The sequence below is a fragment of the Lysobacter sp. 2RAF19 genome, assembly GCF_052115395.1.
Classification (GTDB): domain Bacteria; phylum Pseudomonadota; class Gammaproteobacteria; order Xanthomonadales; family Xanthomonadaceae; genus Noviluteimonas.
Window position 1 is genome coordinate 79,119 of record NZ_JBFRGO010000004.1, and the last position, 14,203, is coordinate 93,321.

The following is a 14,203-nucleotide window of genomic DNA, read 5'->3' on the forward strand; positions in this document are numbered from 1 at the left end:
GTGGCTGCGTCTGTAGACGATAAGTCACAGGACGCAACACAAGGCAATAAGCTGTCGGCATTCTCGCGAAGTCGAGAAATGTCGCCGGTCGATTTCCTGATGCACCCGATGCTGACCTGCTCTCACCGAGTCATGAAGCTATGCGGTCTTATCCGATCCGCACGAACGCGCCGTCGCAAAAAGGACATCCAAATCTGCGCCGAGCGCTTCAGCTAAGCGTTGCATCACCTGAAGCGTTGGATTTCGAACCCCGCGCTCAACCCCACTGATGTAGGTTCGATCTAAGCCCGAGCGGTCGGCCAGTTCGTCTTGGCTGATTCGTAAGAGCTCGCGGTGCTTACGCACGGCGGCTCCGAAGTAGGCGGCGAGATCCATCACGCGGAGGCTAGGATTCTGTCGACTAAGAGGCTATGGACTATCAGTCACATTTGGCAAAACGCGGTAGGCCAGGAGCGCTACCAGAAGTAACGACCTCGACACTTTGAATCCTGCGTTACAACATGGCGCAGGGGCGGATTGCTTCGCACTAGGCGAAGCAATCCGGTGATTTTCGAAAGGGGAAACGGAAAGTGCTCGAAGAACAGCTAATCGCAGAGTTTGCCAAGGCAATTAGGGCGGAAGCGGAAGAGCGCATCAGCGAGCAAGATGTGACAGGTAATTTGGCGACAGCGAGCGCCTTAACTGAAACCATGGTGGCCTACCTCGAGGAGGCAGGCGTCGTCACTGGGCACGATGCATGCCCCTTTGAAGAGTTGGGTGGAAGAAATTCTTGTCGCGTCATCGCTTATAGCCTTCAGGACGAATCAACCACACTCGAACTTCTCACGGCTACAAGTCGGCTCGATGACTCAACCGCCTCCAGCAAAGAACTTACAAAGCTCGCCAGTTCAGCCTTGCGTTTTTTTGCCGCTTGCGTGCGAGGTGATCTAGACCGCTTCATGGCAAATCCAGCTGCGCTAGAAGCTGCCACGCGCATACACCAACAAGCAAATGAAATCGAAGAGGTACGGGTTCATGTTTTCACCGCGTCGAACGTTCGTGACCGATCGACTACGGACGTCGAGTTCCAAAAGAAGATAGCGATTACTGAGATTTGGGATATCGAGCGGCTGTACCGAGTTCGCGGCGAAGAAGTCACCCGGGACCAGATCGATATCGACTTTGTGAAGATTTTGGGCAGGCCACTTTCATGTCTCGAAATGAAGCCGAAGCCTGCAGAGTACGAAACGTTTCTGACGGTGCTTCCGGGCAACCTCATCTATGACTTATTCGAGCAGTATGGCCCTAGGCTCTTTGAGTTCAACGTGCGCTCGTTCTTACAGGCGAAAGGTGCCGTAAATCGAGGCATTCAACGAACAATCAAAGACCAGCCGGATCGATTCCTTGCGTACAACAATGGCCTGACCGCCACGGCCGATGTAATCGAGGCGGGTTCATTGAACGGCGAGACCGTTATTCGAAGGGTTCGTGGCCTTCAGATCGTCAACGGCGCTCAAACAACTGCGTCGATCCACCGGGCGAAGAAGGTGGACAGGCTATCGGTTGACCAAGTTGCTGTTTCAATGAAGTTGACACTCGTTCCTGCTGACGATCTCTCGGAGTTCGTGCCCCTCATTGCGCGCTATGCCAATACGCAGAACCCTATTCAAGTTGCAGACCTTTCAGCGAGTGACCAGTTTCACCAGCAATTTGAGTCTCTTTCTGAGACGGTTTGGACGCCAGGCGAAGAGAGTCGTTGGTTTTACGAGCGCGCTCGTGGCTCCTATCAGATGGCTCGCGCTCTTCAGGGCACGACACCGGCACGCAAGCGTGAATTTGATCGAACCTTCCCGCGCTCCCAGCACTTTGGTAAGACAGACATCGCCAAGTATCTGATGTCTTGGTGGGGTCAGCCGCAAACCGTCAGTCGCGGAGCTCAAAAGAACTACGCGACCTTCATGTTTGGCCTGCGTGATCGATTGGGGGAGGGATGGCAGCCTGACCGCGAATTCTTTCGGCAGACGATCGTAAAAGCCTTGCTCTACAAGGCTTCACAGACAAGCGTGCGACGCGCAAAGCTTCAGTCGTACGGTGCAAACGTCGTGACGTATATGATCGCTCTGTTCGCCAGAAAATTCGAAGCGACTCTCAACTTTGAGTTCATCTGGGAGCTACAGGAAATCTCAAGCGAAATGCACTCGCTGTTCGGTTTATGGGCCCCAGAAATTCACAAGGCGATAGTCCAAAGCGCCGGTAGCCGCAACGTTACTGAGTGGTGTAAGAAAGACGATTGCTGGGAGGAGCTAAAAAAGCTGGAACTCGTCACGCCCGCTGAATTACCGCCAGAACTCGTTGATGAATCCGTGGGTGCTGATGAGGAAGTCAGTGTCGAAACGGCCGACGATAACTCTGAGGACGAGCTCGTGAAGCTATGCATGGCCCTCGATGGAGCGCAGTGGATGCAAGTTATGGCGTGGATCGTAAATAATGGAGCCATAGAGAACTACGATCGGAGCGTCGCGCATACGCTTAGCGGCTACGCGATCAACGGCTGGATTCATCGCCCCTCGATTAAACAGGCGATTCGCGGCGCTCGGGTCATAAGGGCCGCCAGTGCAGCTGGAGCGATCGCCAACGTCGCAACTTAGTCAATCTTTGGTTGAATGGCTCCGCGACGGCTGCGACGCTTTTGCCGCGCGTCGCGGTCCTTCTTCTGTGGCGCTGCGGCCGCCCTGTCGGTCGATTCGAGAATCCTATCCACGGCCGATTTGTTGGTACTTCTGACGGGGTTCGGTGACCAACGGTTAACCTCTTCGATGAAGTCTTCATCTCCAATAACGTTACTGACCAAGTCGTCGTCAAAGTTCACCTGCACCAAGAGCGGAAACCGAACCGCCTGGCCAGACACGATCCCTTGCCCTCTGCCAAAAGCCTGCAGGATGTTGGCATCAGCTTCTGATAGGTTCTCCATAACGGATCGCACAAAGGACTTGTCCTTCGGATTGACTAGTCGAAGTACCAGAAAGCTGTTGCACTGAGCGAGTGTCGTCTCATCAAGTCTTGAAGGTCGCTGAGAAATCAGTACGAGGCCCGTACCGAACTTGCGTCCCTCTGTAATAACTTTGCGGATGGTCGTTAGCGAAGGAGTTTCGCTCGCGCCCTCTTGACGGCTTGGAATAAAGTTGTGGGCCTCCTCAATAACCGCTTGAAATGGTGGGATTCGATCCGAAAGGGTTGATCTGTGTTCAAAAAGCGACTCTAGAACCAAACTGACAATGGCAGACTGATTTAAGTGGTCGTAGCCTGCCAGGTAGAAAATGGATACGAGGCCCTTCGCTACGATGTCCTCGGGCGAATCCGACGGATCAGGCATCTCCTTCCATTCGTAAGCTGGGAACTTGTCTCGCAAACGCTTGTTGTTTTGCTCCATCTGACGAAGGTTCGCCAGCACAAATGCAAGTGAGCGCTTAACCGCGTTGATCGTACCCGTGCGTATCTCCGAGATATCGGAGTGAGCATCATCGTGCCCAGGATCGGCCCCCTTATCGGCCTTCTTCGACTTGGACATGATCTTCTTTCTGGAGATGCTCCCGGCGTGAGAAATCATCTTTAGGATGAAATCCGCCGCGGTTTCGCCATCCCTATGATCAGTGTTGTTGAGCAAATGCAGGTAAAACTGCTGTTGGGCCTCACTCAGGTGTCGACCCATTTTGTCGATGAGGTCTGAAATCACATCCAAGTTGCCGCCCCGCACTCGAATCACAGGATACAAACATTGAATTCGCGTTTCGGGGAAGAGCGCTCGTTTTTCAAAGAGTCCCAGATAATCGCCGTGCGGATCAAAAATAACCAGCGGATACTTGAGCTGAATAAGCTCCCTAATAATGCGTCGCGCTGCGACCGTCTTGCCGCCGCCAGTCATAGCGAGGATCGCCAAGTGCCTCGACACAATGTCCTTCGCGCGAAGAGCTACTTGAACATCGCCGCGGGCGATCAATGTTCCAACAACTAGCTGTGCCGGAGGCGGCGTGTTGGTTTCGTCCTCCCCGGTCAGCAAGCTACGCACGGCGACGGCCGGCGGGTAAAGGACCTCTGCAGAAGGTTTGACGGGGTATGTTAATGGGGACAATTGAGCAGACGAAGCGTCGTCACTCGCAGTCGCTCCGAGTACCAAGACGGTCGCTTCTAGGTGGTCTCTGCTGCCCGAAAGTACGGTATCGAGAAGATCAATGCTTTCGTTCGCGAGTTCCTGCGCAGCTTCCGCAGGAAAAAATGGGTTAAATCGATCTATCGAAGTGATTCGGCCCCACACGAGTGCTTGTACGCGCGTACCGCGCGTGGCGCTCGGAACCTCGACGCGAGTGGCCACGATGTCGCCAAGCTTCGCCTCGAGGCTTTTTAGAACGAAGGTATATGTGCCCGTGGACGCATCGCCGACGACAGTGCCGATGCGGGGCCACGTTGGTTGATGCGGCAAAGACATTCATATCTCCTAAGTCAAGCAGAGGGCCGAAAGAACCAGTCGCGGCGCTTCGCTGAAAGCACGCGCTTGGCGAACTCGATCGCTCTCAAGTCGCCACTTTCAATGGCGCGTCGAAGTAGTACAACTTGGTGCTGACCTTTGATGCTTCTGGTCATCCATGCAGGAACCTTGGCGAAGCGATCGACAATGTCCAAACCAACGGGGAACCCGTAGGAGGGTAAGAGACGACTGGTGTGAAGAACTAGTTCGATTAGATCAGTCATCTTGGAGTTGCCCTCAAACGCCTCGACGCGCACGGGCAAGACAGACGGAGATGGCTTCAAATAAGTGGTCAATGATTTGGGGTAGGTGTCAATCTCATCCGCCCAATCGTTGGGCCACTTGTTTCTTGGGCCCTGGCGACAAATCGGAATGGGACGAATGTACTCGCCCTCGGCGAGCACCACGTCCAGGAGTGACGAGTCGTTGAACCCGTAACTTTGCAGCTGCGTAAGGAGCCGATCCATTTTGATCTTTGGAAGCGTCCCCGCCTGCACCAGGCTTTCAAGCACTCGATGCAATAAGACAGGAAATTGACCGACTGAGCGCTCGACAACCCCAATTACCGGCGTCCCGCTCGCCTGTGTCCGTTTTAGGACCTCAAGATATAGCGCCACGAACTGGCGATCGTGGGACGAGCCTTTCCAGTCCGAATCTCCAATTAGAGTTGCGGCAGCGCTTGCGCCAAAGGATGGAAACTTGGCAAGGCCATAGGGTGAAACAGGGTTGACCAGCGGTCCGTGTAGTAGGACAGCATCGATTCCGTCGCCCCCGGTGTTGCGCGACAAAGAAAGTCCAACGGCAAGCTCAGAGATTATGCGGGCCGCATCTCTTAGTTTTGGCAAGTCGTCAAAGGCGTCGTCGTATGTTTGGCCCGAAGGGCTAAAAAGGTCGTCAATGAGAGATAGCTCGACCGTGAAACGCTCTCGCTTCTCCAGATCGCGTTCGCCTGGTCGAACGACGTAGGAGCCGACGCGAATTCCTATCGGCGCCGCAGATGGGAGGTCAATTGACGCCACGCCGCCGTCTACGAACGCGTAGGCCTTGCCTCGCTGAGCGGGCCAGAATGAAGACGGCGAATAGACCGAACGCTGAACAAACCCGTTGTCTACCAGCAGTGAGCGGACGCCCTCTGCGATCTTGGACAGTTGCTCGACGAAGTCACTTTGGACTTCATCAGATTGTTCGCTTACCGCGCGCAGCATCCCCGTCAGGAACTCGCCCTGACTGATGCGAGCTTCGATTCGATCGCGTACGCCGTGATCTGCCAACTCCGCCCCCCAGTTCGGACTAGCTAGGCAGCAACCATACTCTCAGAAGCCGCGTTTCAACAGATCAGGTTCGAGAAGTTACTTATGGTCAACAAGGCTGTGCCCGACAGCAAGCAACGACAACATCGGGGCGACTTTTTGAGCCCTGCGACGCGAAGCGCGGTAATGAGCCGTATTAGGGCAAAAGGCACAAAGCCAGAGATTCACGTTCAACAGATGCTCAAAAGCCTGGGAGTTCAATACCGATCTCATGACCGGCAACTGCCGGGGTGCCCTGATTTCGTGATTGACGATTCTCAGACGTGCATTTTTGTCGATGGCGATTTTTGGCACGGATGGCACTTCAGCGAGTGGAGGCTCAAACTCTCGGCTCAATGGGAGGCTAAAATTGATGCCACCCGAAAACGGGACCGCCGTAATCATCAGCGCTTGCGACGGGCGGGTTGGAAGGTAATACGAATCTGGGAGCACCAGTTGCGAGACGACCCCGAGGGCTGCGCGGCCAGAATTGCGGAAGTGCTTGCCCTATAGCTTGAATCAAGGGTGCAAGCCTGGCACCGTATGCGACCAAGGGGAGTGACGCGTGGCGACAAGAATCAAAGGGCTTGACCTGTTCTGCGGCGGAGGCGGTAGCAGCCTCGGCGCCCGGGCTGCCGGCGTCCAAATGGTCGGAGCTGTTGACGCTTGGGACGTCGCGACGGCGACTTACAAGGACAACTTCCCGTCTGCGGAAGTGGTCACTGCGCGCCTTCACGCGCGCACGGGCGCTGCCCTATTCTCTAAAGTGAGCTCCGTAGACCTCCTGATCGCATCCCCCGAATGCACCCACCATTCCATTGCGCGCGGCGCCAAGCCCCGCGACGAGAGCAGTCGCAGGTCGGGTTGGTATGTGATGCCCTTCGTTCGCGCATACCGGCCAAGGTGGGTTGTCATTGAGAACGTGTCGGGTATGAAGCGCTGGGATGGATTTGCTGAACTCATTGAAGAGCTTCAAGAGCACTACTTTCTTCGTATGCAATTGCTTGATGCTGCCAATTTCGGCGTTCCCCAGAATCGCAAACGGCTTTTTATAATGGGAGATCGCTTGCAGCGGCCCCCAAAAGTTGAGGGGACGAGTGAGCTGGCTTTAGCGAGCGCCATTTTGGATGACCACTCCGTCTGGCGGTCTCGCCACATAGAAGGCGGTCGGCTTGCTGCAGGAACTATCGCAAGAATCGAGCGCGGAATAGAGTCGCTTGGCGCCCAGAAGGACTTTCTTGTCGTCTACTACGGCTCGGATCGTGCCGGGGGATGGCAACCTTTGGAACGGCCGATGCGGACGCTGACAACCTTGGATAGATTCGGGCTTGTGCGGTGGATCGATGGAAAAGCAACATTTCGAATGTTGCAAGTACCTGAGTTGCGTCGCGCGATGGGATACCCCGAGGATGCAGTTTTGACGAGGGGCACGAGGCGAGACAAAGTGAAGCTGCTTGGAAATGGAGTCTGCCCGCCAGTCATGACTGGGGTGATCAGGTCATTGACTTCTACAGTGGTAGCGAGACAAAGGATGGCAAGTCAAACTTTCGTTTAGACGTTTTGGCCTGGTGGCGCGTCCACTTTCGTTGTCCCATCCTGGCAGGGGAGATTGGGCGACCGATGCACAAGTTTGCGTTATCGGATCTTGTTAAGTCAGATCTGATTGTTGATGCGCTCTACGAAGGTGGACGCGCAGGTGGTGCGGGCGATGATCCGCTGCCTAAGCTAGTCGGGGTAAGCACGGGCGGCGGGTTCCGATATCGCGGAAAGCTCGACCGACTAGAACTTGTCGTATTGACGTCCAACAAAAAAGACCCCGATTGGCCGGATCATCTAGATCGCGAGACGGGTGTGTACACCTACTATGGTGACAACAAGATTCCAGGTCGTGATCTTCACGATACGCCTCGATTTGGCAACGCAATACTTCAACGCATATTCGAAGACGCTAATGGCGGAGCCGCGGCGCGCGCCAACGTTCCTCCGGTTCTAGTATTTACGTCGGGTGGGGAACGACGTGATGTAGTTTTTCTTGGATTGGCCGTCCCGGGAGTCGTCGGGGAAGATCCCTCCGAAGGTCTAGTTGCTGTCTGGCGGAGTCGCGCTGGGAGCCGTTTTCAGAACTATCGAGCACACTTCACAGTGTTGAAGGCCGCCAGCATCTCTAGAAACTGGATAGCCTCCATTATTGAAGGAAACGCCGACAACACATTCGCGCCCCCAGTTTGGGAGAACTGGAAGAAGACAGGCCAAATCACGCCGCTCCTCGCGCCACGCACAATCCAGCACCGTAAAAAGGCTGAGCAGCAGCCGGCGACCGACTTGGATCGCGAGATCGTTGGAGCAATTCACGAGTTCTTTTCGGAGGACCCGTTCGGGTTCGAAAGATGCGCCGCCCAGATTGCTCGGTTCATGCTACCAAGCATTGCAAGTTTGGATTTGACGCGACGCTCCCGCGACGGTGGCCGAGACGGCATTGGCCAATACCGCATCGGCGTCGGTCCGAGTAGCGTGGTGGTCGATTTTGCGCTTGAGGCAAAATGCTACGGTCTGAAGAACCCGGTCGGCGTTCGCGAGATGGCTAGGCTGATATCAAGATTGCGCCACCGCCAATTCGGAGTGCTCGTCACGACGAGTTATGTTGACGAACAGGCGTACAAGGAAATCAAAGAGGACGAGCACCCGATCGTTGTTATCTCGGGTGCAGATATCGCTTCGCTGCTTCGATCCAAAGGACTGGGCACAGCATCAGAGGTACGGAAATGGCTCGAGATCTCTTTTCCGTCAACTCTTTAGACCCGTGCCGTTCGCGTGAAATGCGCTAACTCTGAACCAGTCAGCCTCCCTCACCCTTCCCAGCCTCAGCCTTGACACCCATTTGGCCATCGTCTCCCTGAGCAACAAGGATCGGGAGATCACCCCCATGCCCATGGTCCGCAACATGGACGCACAGCTGTTCGAAGCCGTCCTCAAGGTCGCGCGCGAGGAATGCGAGCACGGGACCTGGGATGAGTTGTCGCCGATCCTGCGAAGAACCTGGGAAGCGTTGCGAGATGAGGGGTCGCCGTCGTGGGAGGTGGTTGAGGGAGAGGTGCAGGCTTCCTGTCGGGAGTCCGGGTTTTTGCACTGAGGGGTGGTGCTGTCCGTCGCTTCGACGGGTGCTCTCCTTCAACCCCTCTCCGGGGCGTTCGCTCAGCGGCCCAACAACTCCCACCACGCCGGCACCGGAATGAACGGCATGTACTCCTTCCACCCCAGCAGGAAGGAGAACGCCACATGGATCGCCGGCGAGGAAAGGAACGCCAACCCCAGGTACCGCGCGAGTTCACCGCCGCGCAGTTTGAAGACGATCGGCGGCAGCAGCAGCGTCGCCAACGCGGGCACCGTGTAATAAATCCACCACGGCAGGCCGATGTTGTTGCCGTATTTCGCGAACGCCATGCCGCCGACGACGACGATGGCCGCGACGGCCAGTACGGTGGCGCGTCGCGGGTGTTGCGTGCGATGGCGAGTGACGAACCGCAGGATGGCGATGAACGCCACCAGCGAAACCAGCACGAAGATCCAGAAGCGCAACGACGCCGATTGCATCGGTCTTCCCCCGAGAACGATGCCTCAGTCTATCGGTCGTCCTTCCATCGCGCCGGTGGGTCGAAGGGCCCCTGCGGGAAGATGCCGCGGTGGTGGTGCGGTTCGCTGCGCAGGTATTGCTTCGGCGGGCGCACGGTTGCGCCGAGTCTCGCCGCCGCATGCCACGGCCAGCGCGGGTCGTAGAGGATCGCGCGGGCCAGCGCCACGATGTCGGCGTCGCCGTTGGCGACGATCGCTTCGGCGTGTTCGGGTTCGGTGATCAGGCCGACGGCGACGACGGGGATGTTCACCGCTTGCTTCACTGCGCGCGCCAGCGGTACCTGGTAGCCGGGCACGGGGTGGATGTGCGCCTGCGCCGACACGCCGCCGCTGCTCACATGGATCGCGTCGCAACCGCGGGCTTCCAGCGCTTTCGCGAACGCGATCGTCTGCGCGACATCCCATCCGCCGTCCACCCAGTCGCTGCCGGACACGCGCACGGTGACGGCGCGATCGCTGGGGAATGCGGCACGCACGGCGTCGAACACTTCGAGCGGGAAGCGCATGCGGTTTTCGAGGCTGCCGCCGTATTCGTCGGTGCGCGTGTTGCTCAGCGGCGAGAGGAATTGATGCAGCAGGTAGCCGTGCGCGGCGTGGATCTGCGCGGCGTCGATGCCCAAGCGTGCGGCGCGTTGTGCGGCGATGGCGAAGGCTTCGCGCACTTTGCGCATGCCTTCGGCGTCGAGTGCGGTCGGCGCATGGTCCTTTGCGTAATGCGGCTGCGCGCTCGGCGCGACGGTCTGCCAGCCATGCGCGTCGTCGGGCGGAAGTTGGTGTCCGCCGGCCCACGGGGTTTCGCAGCTCGCCTTGCGGCCCGCATGAGCAAGCTGGATCGCGATCGGCATGTCGGACCACGCGCGCACGCGTTGCAACACGTCGCGCAGCGCGCTCTCGGTCGCGTCGTCCCACAGGCCGAGGTCGGCCCAGGTGATGCGGCCTTCGGGCAGCACGGCGGTCGCTTCGATCGTCAGCAGGCCCGCGCCCGAAAGCGCCAGGTGCCCCAGGTGGGTCGCGTGCCAGTCGTTCGCGCGTCCATCGTCGTCGCACGAGTACTGGCACATCGGTGCGATCACGATGCGGTTGTCGAGCGCGATGTTGCGCACGTGCAGGGGTTCGAACAGTTTCGGCTTGGCCATCTCGTCGTCCTTGGAATCGCGTTGCGCATGTTGGCGCGTGCGGTGGGCGCGCGGTGTTCCATCGTCGCATTCACCGTGTTCCATGTGCGTTGCCGAACGGCTGAGTTGGCGCGTGGCGTCGAACCGGCGGCGCGACCGCAGGCATCCACCCGATGCCGAGCATCGCGGAGGCCGGATCATGAACACACCACGCCAACTCGCCTTCGGGCTGTTCGCGCAGTCGCTGGCCATCGGCGTGACCTCGGCCGCTGCGTTCTCGCCGGGCGTCACCCGTTTTGCGTACGGCACGTATGAGGGAACGGCCGCCGTCGCGAACGTGCCTGCGCCGTGATCGCGCGCGTGCGCATTCATCGCATTCGCCTGTCCTGTGCCGAGCGGTGGCATGCGTTGACCTGTGTACACCAAGTGCACACGGAGGAACGTGCGCATGAAATCCGGGGCATGGGGGGCGCTGGTCGCCGTGTTGTTCGTCGCGGCGACGGAGGCGAAGGGTGCGGAAAACACGCTGCAATTCGCGGAAGACACGGCCGTTTCGCGCGTGCTTGCGGGGACGTCGCCTTCGCAGGTCTGCCGTTCGAACGCGCGCTGGATCCGAATCGGCTTTCAGTCGCTGGTGTTGAAGGGCGACGATTCGCTCAAGCTCAGCGGCACGCAGGGTGGGGCCATCGAATTCACCGCGGGAGAGAAGTGGACGGGCCGCAGCTTCTACACGCGCGCGCTGCGCGGGAGTTGCGTTTCGATCACGACGGACTTCTCCGATCCCGGCAGTCGCTATGTGCTGAGCGGTTACCAGGCAGGCATGGTGTCGCTCGCGTCGACGACGTCCGTGGTCACAGCCGCCGGCGACATCTGCAGCGCGACCGCGCCCGCCAATTGCGGCCGAACGGCGGATCTGGTCGTCGGCATCAATCCGGTCGTGGCGCTGACGCTCGGCGACAACGCGTACAACAACGGCTCGCTCGACGACTACAACACGCGCTACGACCCCAATTGGGGCCGCTTCAAGGCGATCACGCAACCGGTGCCCGGCAACCACGAGTACACCACCTCGACGGCCTCGGGTTACTACGACTACTTCAATGGCGTCGGCAATCAAACGGGCCCGGCGGGCGACCGCAGCAAGGGCTACTACAGCTTCGACGTCGGCGATTGGCATTTCATCGCCTTGAACAGCAAGACCGGCAACACGGTGTCGGCGGCGCAGCTGACGTGGCTGGACGCGGACCTGCGCGCGAACACAAAACCCTGCACGGCCGCGTACTGGCACCACGTGTTCATCAGCCGCGGCAACTACAGCGGCTACGCGACGATGAAGCCGTTCTTCGATCGGTTGTATGCATCGCGCGCGGACTTGGCGCTGGTCGGACACGATCACAATTACCAGCGCTGGACGCCCATGGACGGCAGCCAGGTGCCGCGGGCCGACGGCGTGCGCGAACTCGTCGTCGGCACGGGCGGGGGCTCGATGTATGCGGTCAATGGAACTTCGCCGATGCTCGAGCGCAAGCAGAGCGGCACGTACGGCATCCTCAAGCTGACCTTGACCGCATCGGATTGGCTCGCCGAGTTCGTCCCCATCGCAGGAAAGACGTTCACCGACAGCATCGGCGGCACCTGTCATCGCGCCAGCGGCACGATCGGCGATTTCCTGTTGCAGTCCTCGCCGTCGATCGCCGTCACGCGCGGCAGTACGGGCGGGAAGATCATCACCCTCGGCAGCTACGGGGACTTCCACGCGCCGGTGGATCTGTCGGTCACGGGCTTGCCCACCGGCGTGACGGCGACGTGGTCGATCGACCCGCTCACGTCCCCGGCGGATGGCGACGGCACGTCGAGGCTGGCACTGCGCGTGTCCAGTTCACAGGCTTCGGTGGGCACGTATCCCCTCGTCGTGCGCGGAGAATCCAACGGTGTTGTGCGCCAGGTGGGCTTCAACCTGATCGTGAAGTAAACGGCGCCCTCAGGATTCGCGTGCGTTGCACGCGGCATGCGGGAGGGTCGGCGGGACGCCGGCCGGGCGGGCCAAAGGATCTGGCTTGATGAATGCACCTTTGTTCCAGTTGCGTGCTTGGCAATGGTCGCGCACCTGCGTGCATGCCGCGACGCTGTTGCTGCTCGCGTTGGCGCTGGATGCGGATGACTACGGCCGCTATGTGACCGCCGTGGCGATCGCTGCGTGCTTGGCGCCCTTGTTGGTCAGCGGGCCCGCGGTCGTCTATCAATACAGCCACCGCGCCTTCGGCTGCACCCGCGAACAGATCGCTACGCTGTGGACGCGGACACTCATCGTCATCGGTTTGCCGTGCGCGCTCCTGGTAATGGGTGCGATGGTGCTGATCGCGAACGATGGCAACCGATGGGCGCTGTGGTTCGCGGTGGGCATGGCCGAGATCGTGATGATGGGCTTCGCCGAAATGCGCGCGAGCTTCGAACACGCCCAAGGCCGCGAATCGCGCAGGCTGCTCTGGCAGGCGGCGCCGCACGCGCTGCGGCTGTTGGCGGTGCTCGCGATCCTCGGTTGGAGCGTCGTGCTCACACTGGATACGTGGGTGGCGATCGCGCTGGCGATGTCCACGCTGGTCGCATGCGGCGCGTGGGTCGTGCCGCGCAAGGATGCGCCGCGCTCCTGGGATGCGGTGCGGCGCCTGGTGCGCGTCGGGTTCCGCTTCGGCGAAGGCGGCATGGCCGACCGCATGTTCGCGCACGGCGACAAGCCGATCGTGATGCGGCTCATCGATCCGGCCACCTCGGGCGCACTCTTCCTCGCGCAGCGCGTCGTCGAATTGGTGAGCTTCCCGCTGCAGGCGTCGATCGCGAGCGCGTTGCCGGGCTTGCTGCATGCCGCGCCGGCCGAGCGCCGCGCCTATTGGCGGCGCGCGCTGTGGTGGCCTGCGGCCTATGCGGTGCTGGCGGGTGCTGCACTGTTCGCGCTGTCCGCGCTGGTGCAAGAGTTCCTGCCGCAGTTCGAACTGGCGGCGGACGTGCTGCTCTGGTTGTGCTGGTTGCCGCTGCTCGATTTCGCCCGCGGCATGCTCGGCAATGCCGCGATCCTCGCCGGGCGCGGGGATGCATTCACGCATGGGTTGTGGTTGGGCGCGGCGCTGCGTGTCGGCGCGGCCATCCTGCTCGTTACGCCCTTCGGTTGGCAGGGCGCGGTCGCGGGATTTGTGATTGCCGAAGTGGCCACGCTTCTCTATCTGATCGTTTCGGCCAGGCGTGCGGTGATCGTCGCGCGGAGAAGTTCGCAGGGCGTCGCCGCCGATTCATGAGGGAGTCCGAACCGCAAGCCAACGGCCGTGGTCGAACGGCGGCCTGTCCGATACCCCGTGCGCGTTTGTCAGTCACGGAGGTAATCCCCAATGCCCAAGTTCGTGATCGAACGAGAAGTCCCCGGCGCATCGAAGTTGACCGAACAGGAATTGCAGAGCCTGGCGCGTCGCTCGGTCGGCGTGCTGCGCCAGCTCGGGCCCGAAATCCAGTGGGTGCAGAGTTACGTCACCGGCGACGCCCTGTATTGCGTGTACGTCGCGCCCGACGAGGAGATGGTGCGCGAGCACGGCCGCCTCGGGAGTTTCCCGGTCACCCGCGTCACCCAGGTCGCGACGATCATCGATCCGACCACGGCGGAACACCGCGAGTAGCGAGCC

At 59.6% G+C, this 14,203-nt stretch carries 14 protein-coding genes; 9 read left to right on the forward strand and 5 right to left on the reverse strand.

Features of this window, described 5'->3' with window-relative positions; genetic code table 11:
- Positions 1-138: 138 nt before the first annotated feature.
- A complete protein-coding gene (locus tag AB4059_RS14400) occupies positions 139-375 on the reverse strand; it encodes a helix-turn-helix domain-containing protein (RefSeq protein WP_498979804.1) in 237 nt (78 codons plus the stop codon).
- Positions 376-569: 194 nt separating this feature from the next.
- Between AB4059_RS14400 and AB4059_RS14405 the strand changes: the two genes are divergently transcribed.
- A complete protein-coding gene (locus AB4059_RS14405) occupies positions 570-2,627 on the forward strand; it encodes an AIPR family protein (RefSeq protein WP_498979806.1) in 2,058 nt (685 codons plus the stop codon).
- Here the strand turns inward: AB4059_RS14405 and AB4059_RS14410 are convergent.
- Both AB4059_RS14410 and AB4059_RS14415 read right to left on the reverse strand, forming a co-directional pair.
- Entirely contained in the window at positions 2,624-4,462 is a 1,839-nt protein-coding gene (locus tag AB4059_RS14410) for an ATP-binding protein (protein WP_498979808.1), read from the reverse strand. The genes AB4059_RS14405 and AB4059_RS14410 overlap by 4 nt on opposite strands.
- 14 nt (positions 4,463-4,476) lie before the next feature.
- The gene (locus tag AB4059_RS14415) at positions 4,477-5,772 is read right to left on the reverse strand and encodes a DNA double-strand break repair nuclease NurA (RefSeq protein WP_498979810.1); all 1,296 of its coding nucleotides are present in this window, start codon (positions 5,770-5,772) and stop codon (positions 4,477-4,479) included.
- A gap of 84 nt (positions 5,773-5,856) precedes the next feature.
- On the opposite strand from AB4059_RS14415, the gene AB4059_RS14420 reads away from it, so the two are divergent.
- The 4 genes from AB4059_RS14420 to AB4059_RS14435 all read left to right on the forward strand — a co-directional run bounded on the left by AB4059_RS14420 (position 5,857) and on the right by AB4059_RS14435 (position 8,920).
- On the forward strand, positions 5,857-6,303 hold the full coding sequence (locus AB4059_RS14420; RefSeq protein ID WP_498979812.1) for a very short patch repair endonuclease: 447 nt from the start codon (positions 5,857-5,859) through the stop codon (positions 6,301-6,303).
- Positions 6,304-6,355: 52 nt separating this feature from the next.
- Entirely contained in the window at positions 6,356-7,345 is a 990-nt protein-coding gene (locus tag AB4059_RS14425; RefSeq protein ID WP_498979814.1) for a DNA cytosine methyltransferase, read from the forward strand.
- A 65-nt stretch (positions 7,346-7,410) separates the two neighbouring features.
- The gene (locus tag AB4059_RS14430) at positions 7,411-8,586 is read left to right on the forward strand and encodes a restriction endonuclease (protein ID WP_498979816.1); all 1,176 of its coding nucleotides are present in this window, start codon (positions 7,411-7,413) and stop codon (positions 8,584-8,586) included.
- Between the two features lie 82 nt (positions 8,587-8,668).
- The gene (locus AB4059_RS14435; RefSeq protein WP_498979817.1) at positions 8,669-8,920 is read left to right on the forward strand and encodes a hypothetical protein; all 252 of its coding nucleotides are present in this window, start codon (positions 8,669-8,671) and stop codon (positions 8,918-8,920) included.
- A gap of 62 nt (positions 8,921-8,982) precedes the next feature.
- On the opposite strand, the gene AB4059_RS14440 is transcribed toward AB4059_RS14435, so the two are convergent.
- Together AB4059_RS14440 and AB4059_RS14445 are read right to left on the reverse strand one after the other, a co-directional pair.
- Positions 8,983-9,381, reverse strand: a complete 399-nt coding sequence (locus tag AB4059_RS14440; protein ID WP_498979818.1) for a hypothetical protein — start codon at positions 9,379-9,381, stop codon at positions 8,983-8,985.
- Between the two features lie 29 nt (positions 9,382-9,410).
- The gene (locus AB4059_RS14445) at positions 9,411-10,556 is read right to left on the reverse strand and encodes an NADH:flavin oxidoreductase/NADH oxidase (RefSeq protein WP_498979819.1); all 1,146 of its coding nucleotides are present in this window, start codon (positions 10,554-10,556) and stop codon (positions 9,411-9,413) included.
- A 178-nt stretch (positions 10,557-10,734) separates the two neighbouring features.
- On the opposite strand from AB4059_RS14445, the gene AB4059_RS14450 reads away from it, so the two are divergent.
- The 4 genes from AB4059_RS14450 (at position 10,735) to AB4059_RS14465 (ending at position 14,197) form a co-directional block, all read left to right on the forward strand.
- Complete coding sequence (locus AB4059_RS14450; protein ID WP_498979821.1) at positions 10,735-10,887, forward strand: hypothetical protein; 153 nt, start codon at positions 10,735-10,737, stop codon at positions 10,885-10,887.
- A gap of 96 nt (positions 10,888-10,983) precedes the next feature.
- Complete coding sequence (locus tag AB4059_RS14455) at positions 10,984-12,507, forward strand: metallophosphoesterase (RefSeq protein WP_498979823.1); 1,524 nt, start codon at positions 10,984-10,986, stop codon at positions 12,505-12,507.
- A gap of 88 nt (positions 12,508-12,595) precedes the next feature.
- Complete coding sequence (locus tag AB4059_RS14460) at positions 12,596-13,825, forward strand: lipopolysaccharide biosynthesis protein (protein WP_498979825.1); 1,230 nt, start codon at positions 12,596-12,598, stop codon at positions 13,823-13,825.
- A 90-nt stretch (positions 13,826-13,915) separates the two neighbouring features.
- The gene (locus tag AB4059_RS14465) at positions 13,916-14,197 is read left to right on the forward strand and encodes a DUF4242 domain-containing protein (RefSeq protein ID WP_498979827.1); all 282 of its coding nucleotides are present in this window, start codon (positions 13,916-13,918) and stop codon (positions 14,195-14,197) included.
- Positions 14,198-14,203: the final 6 nt, after the last annotated feature.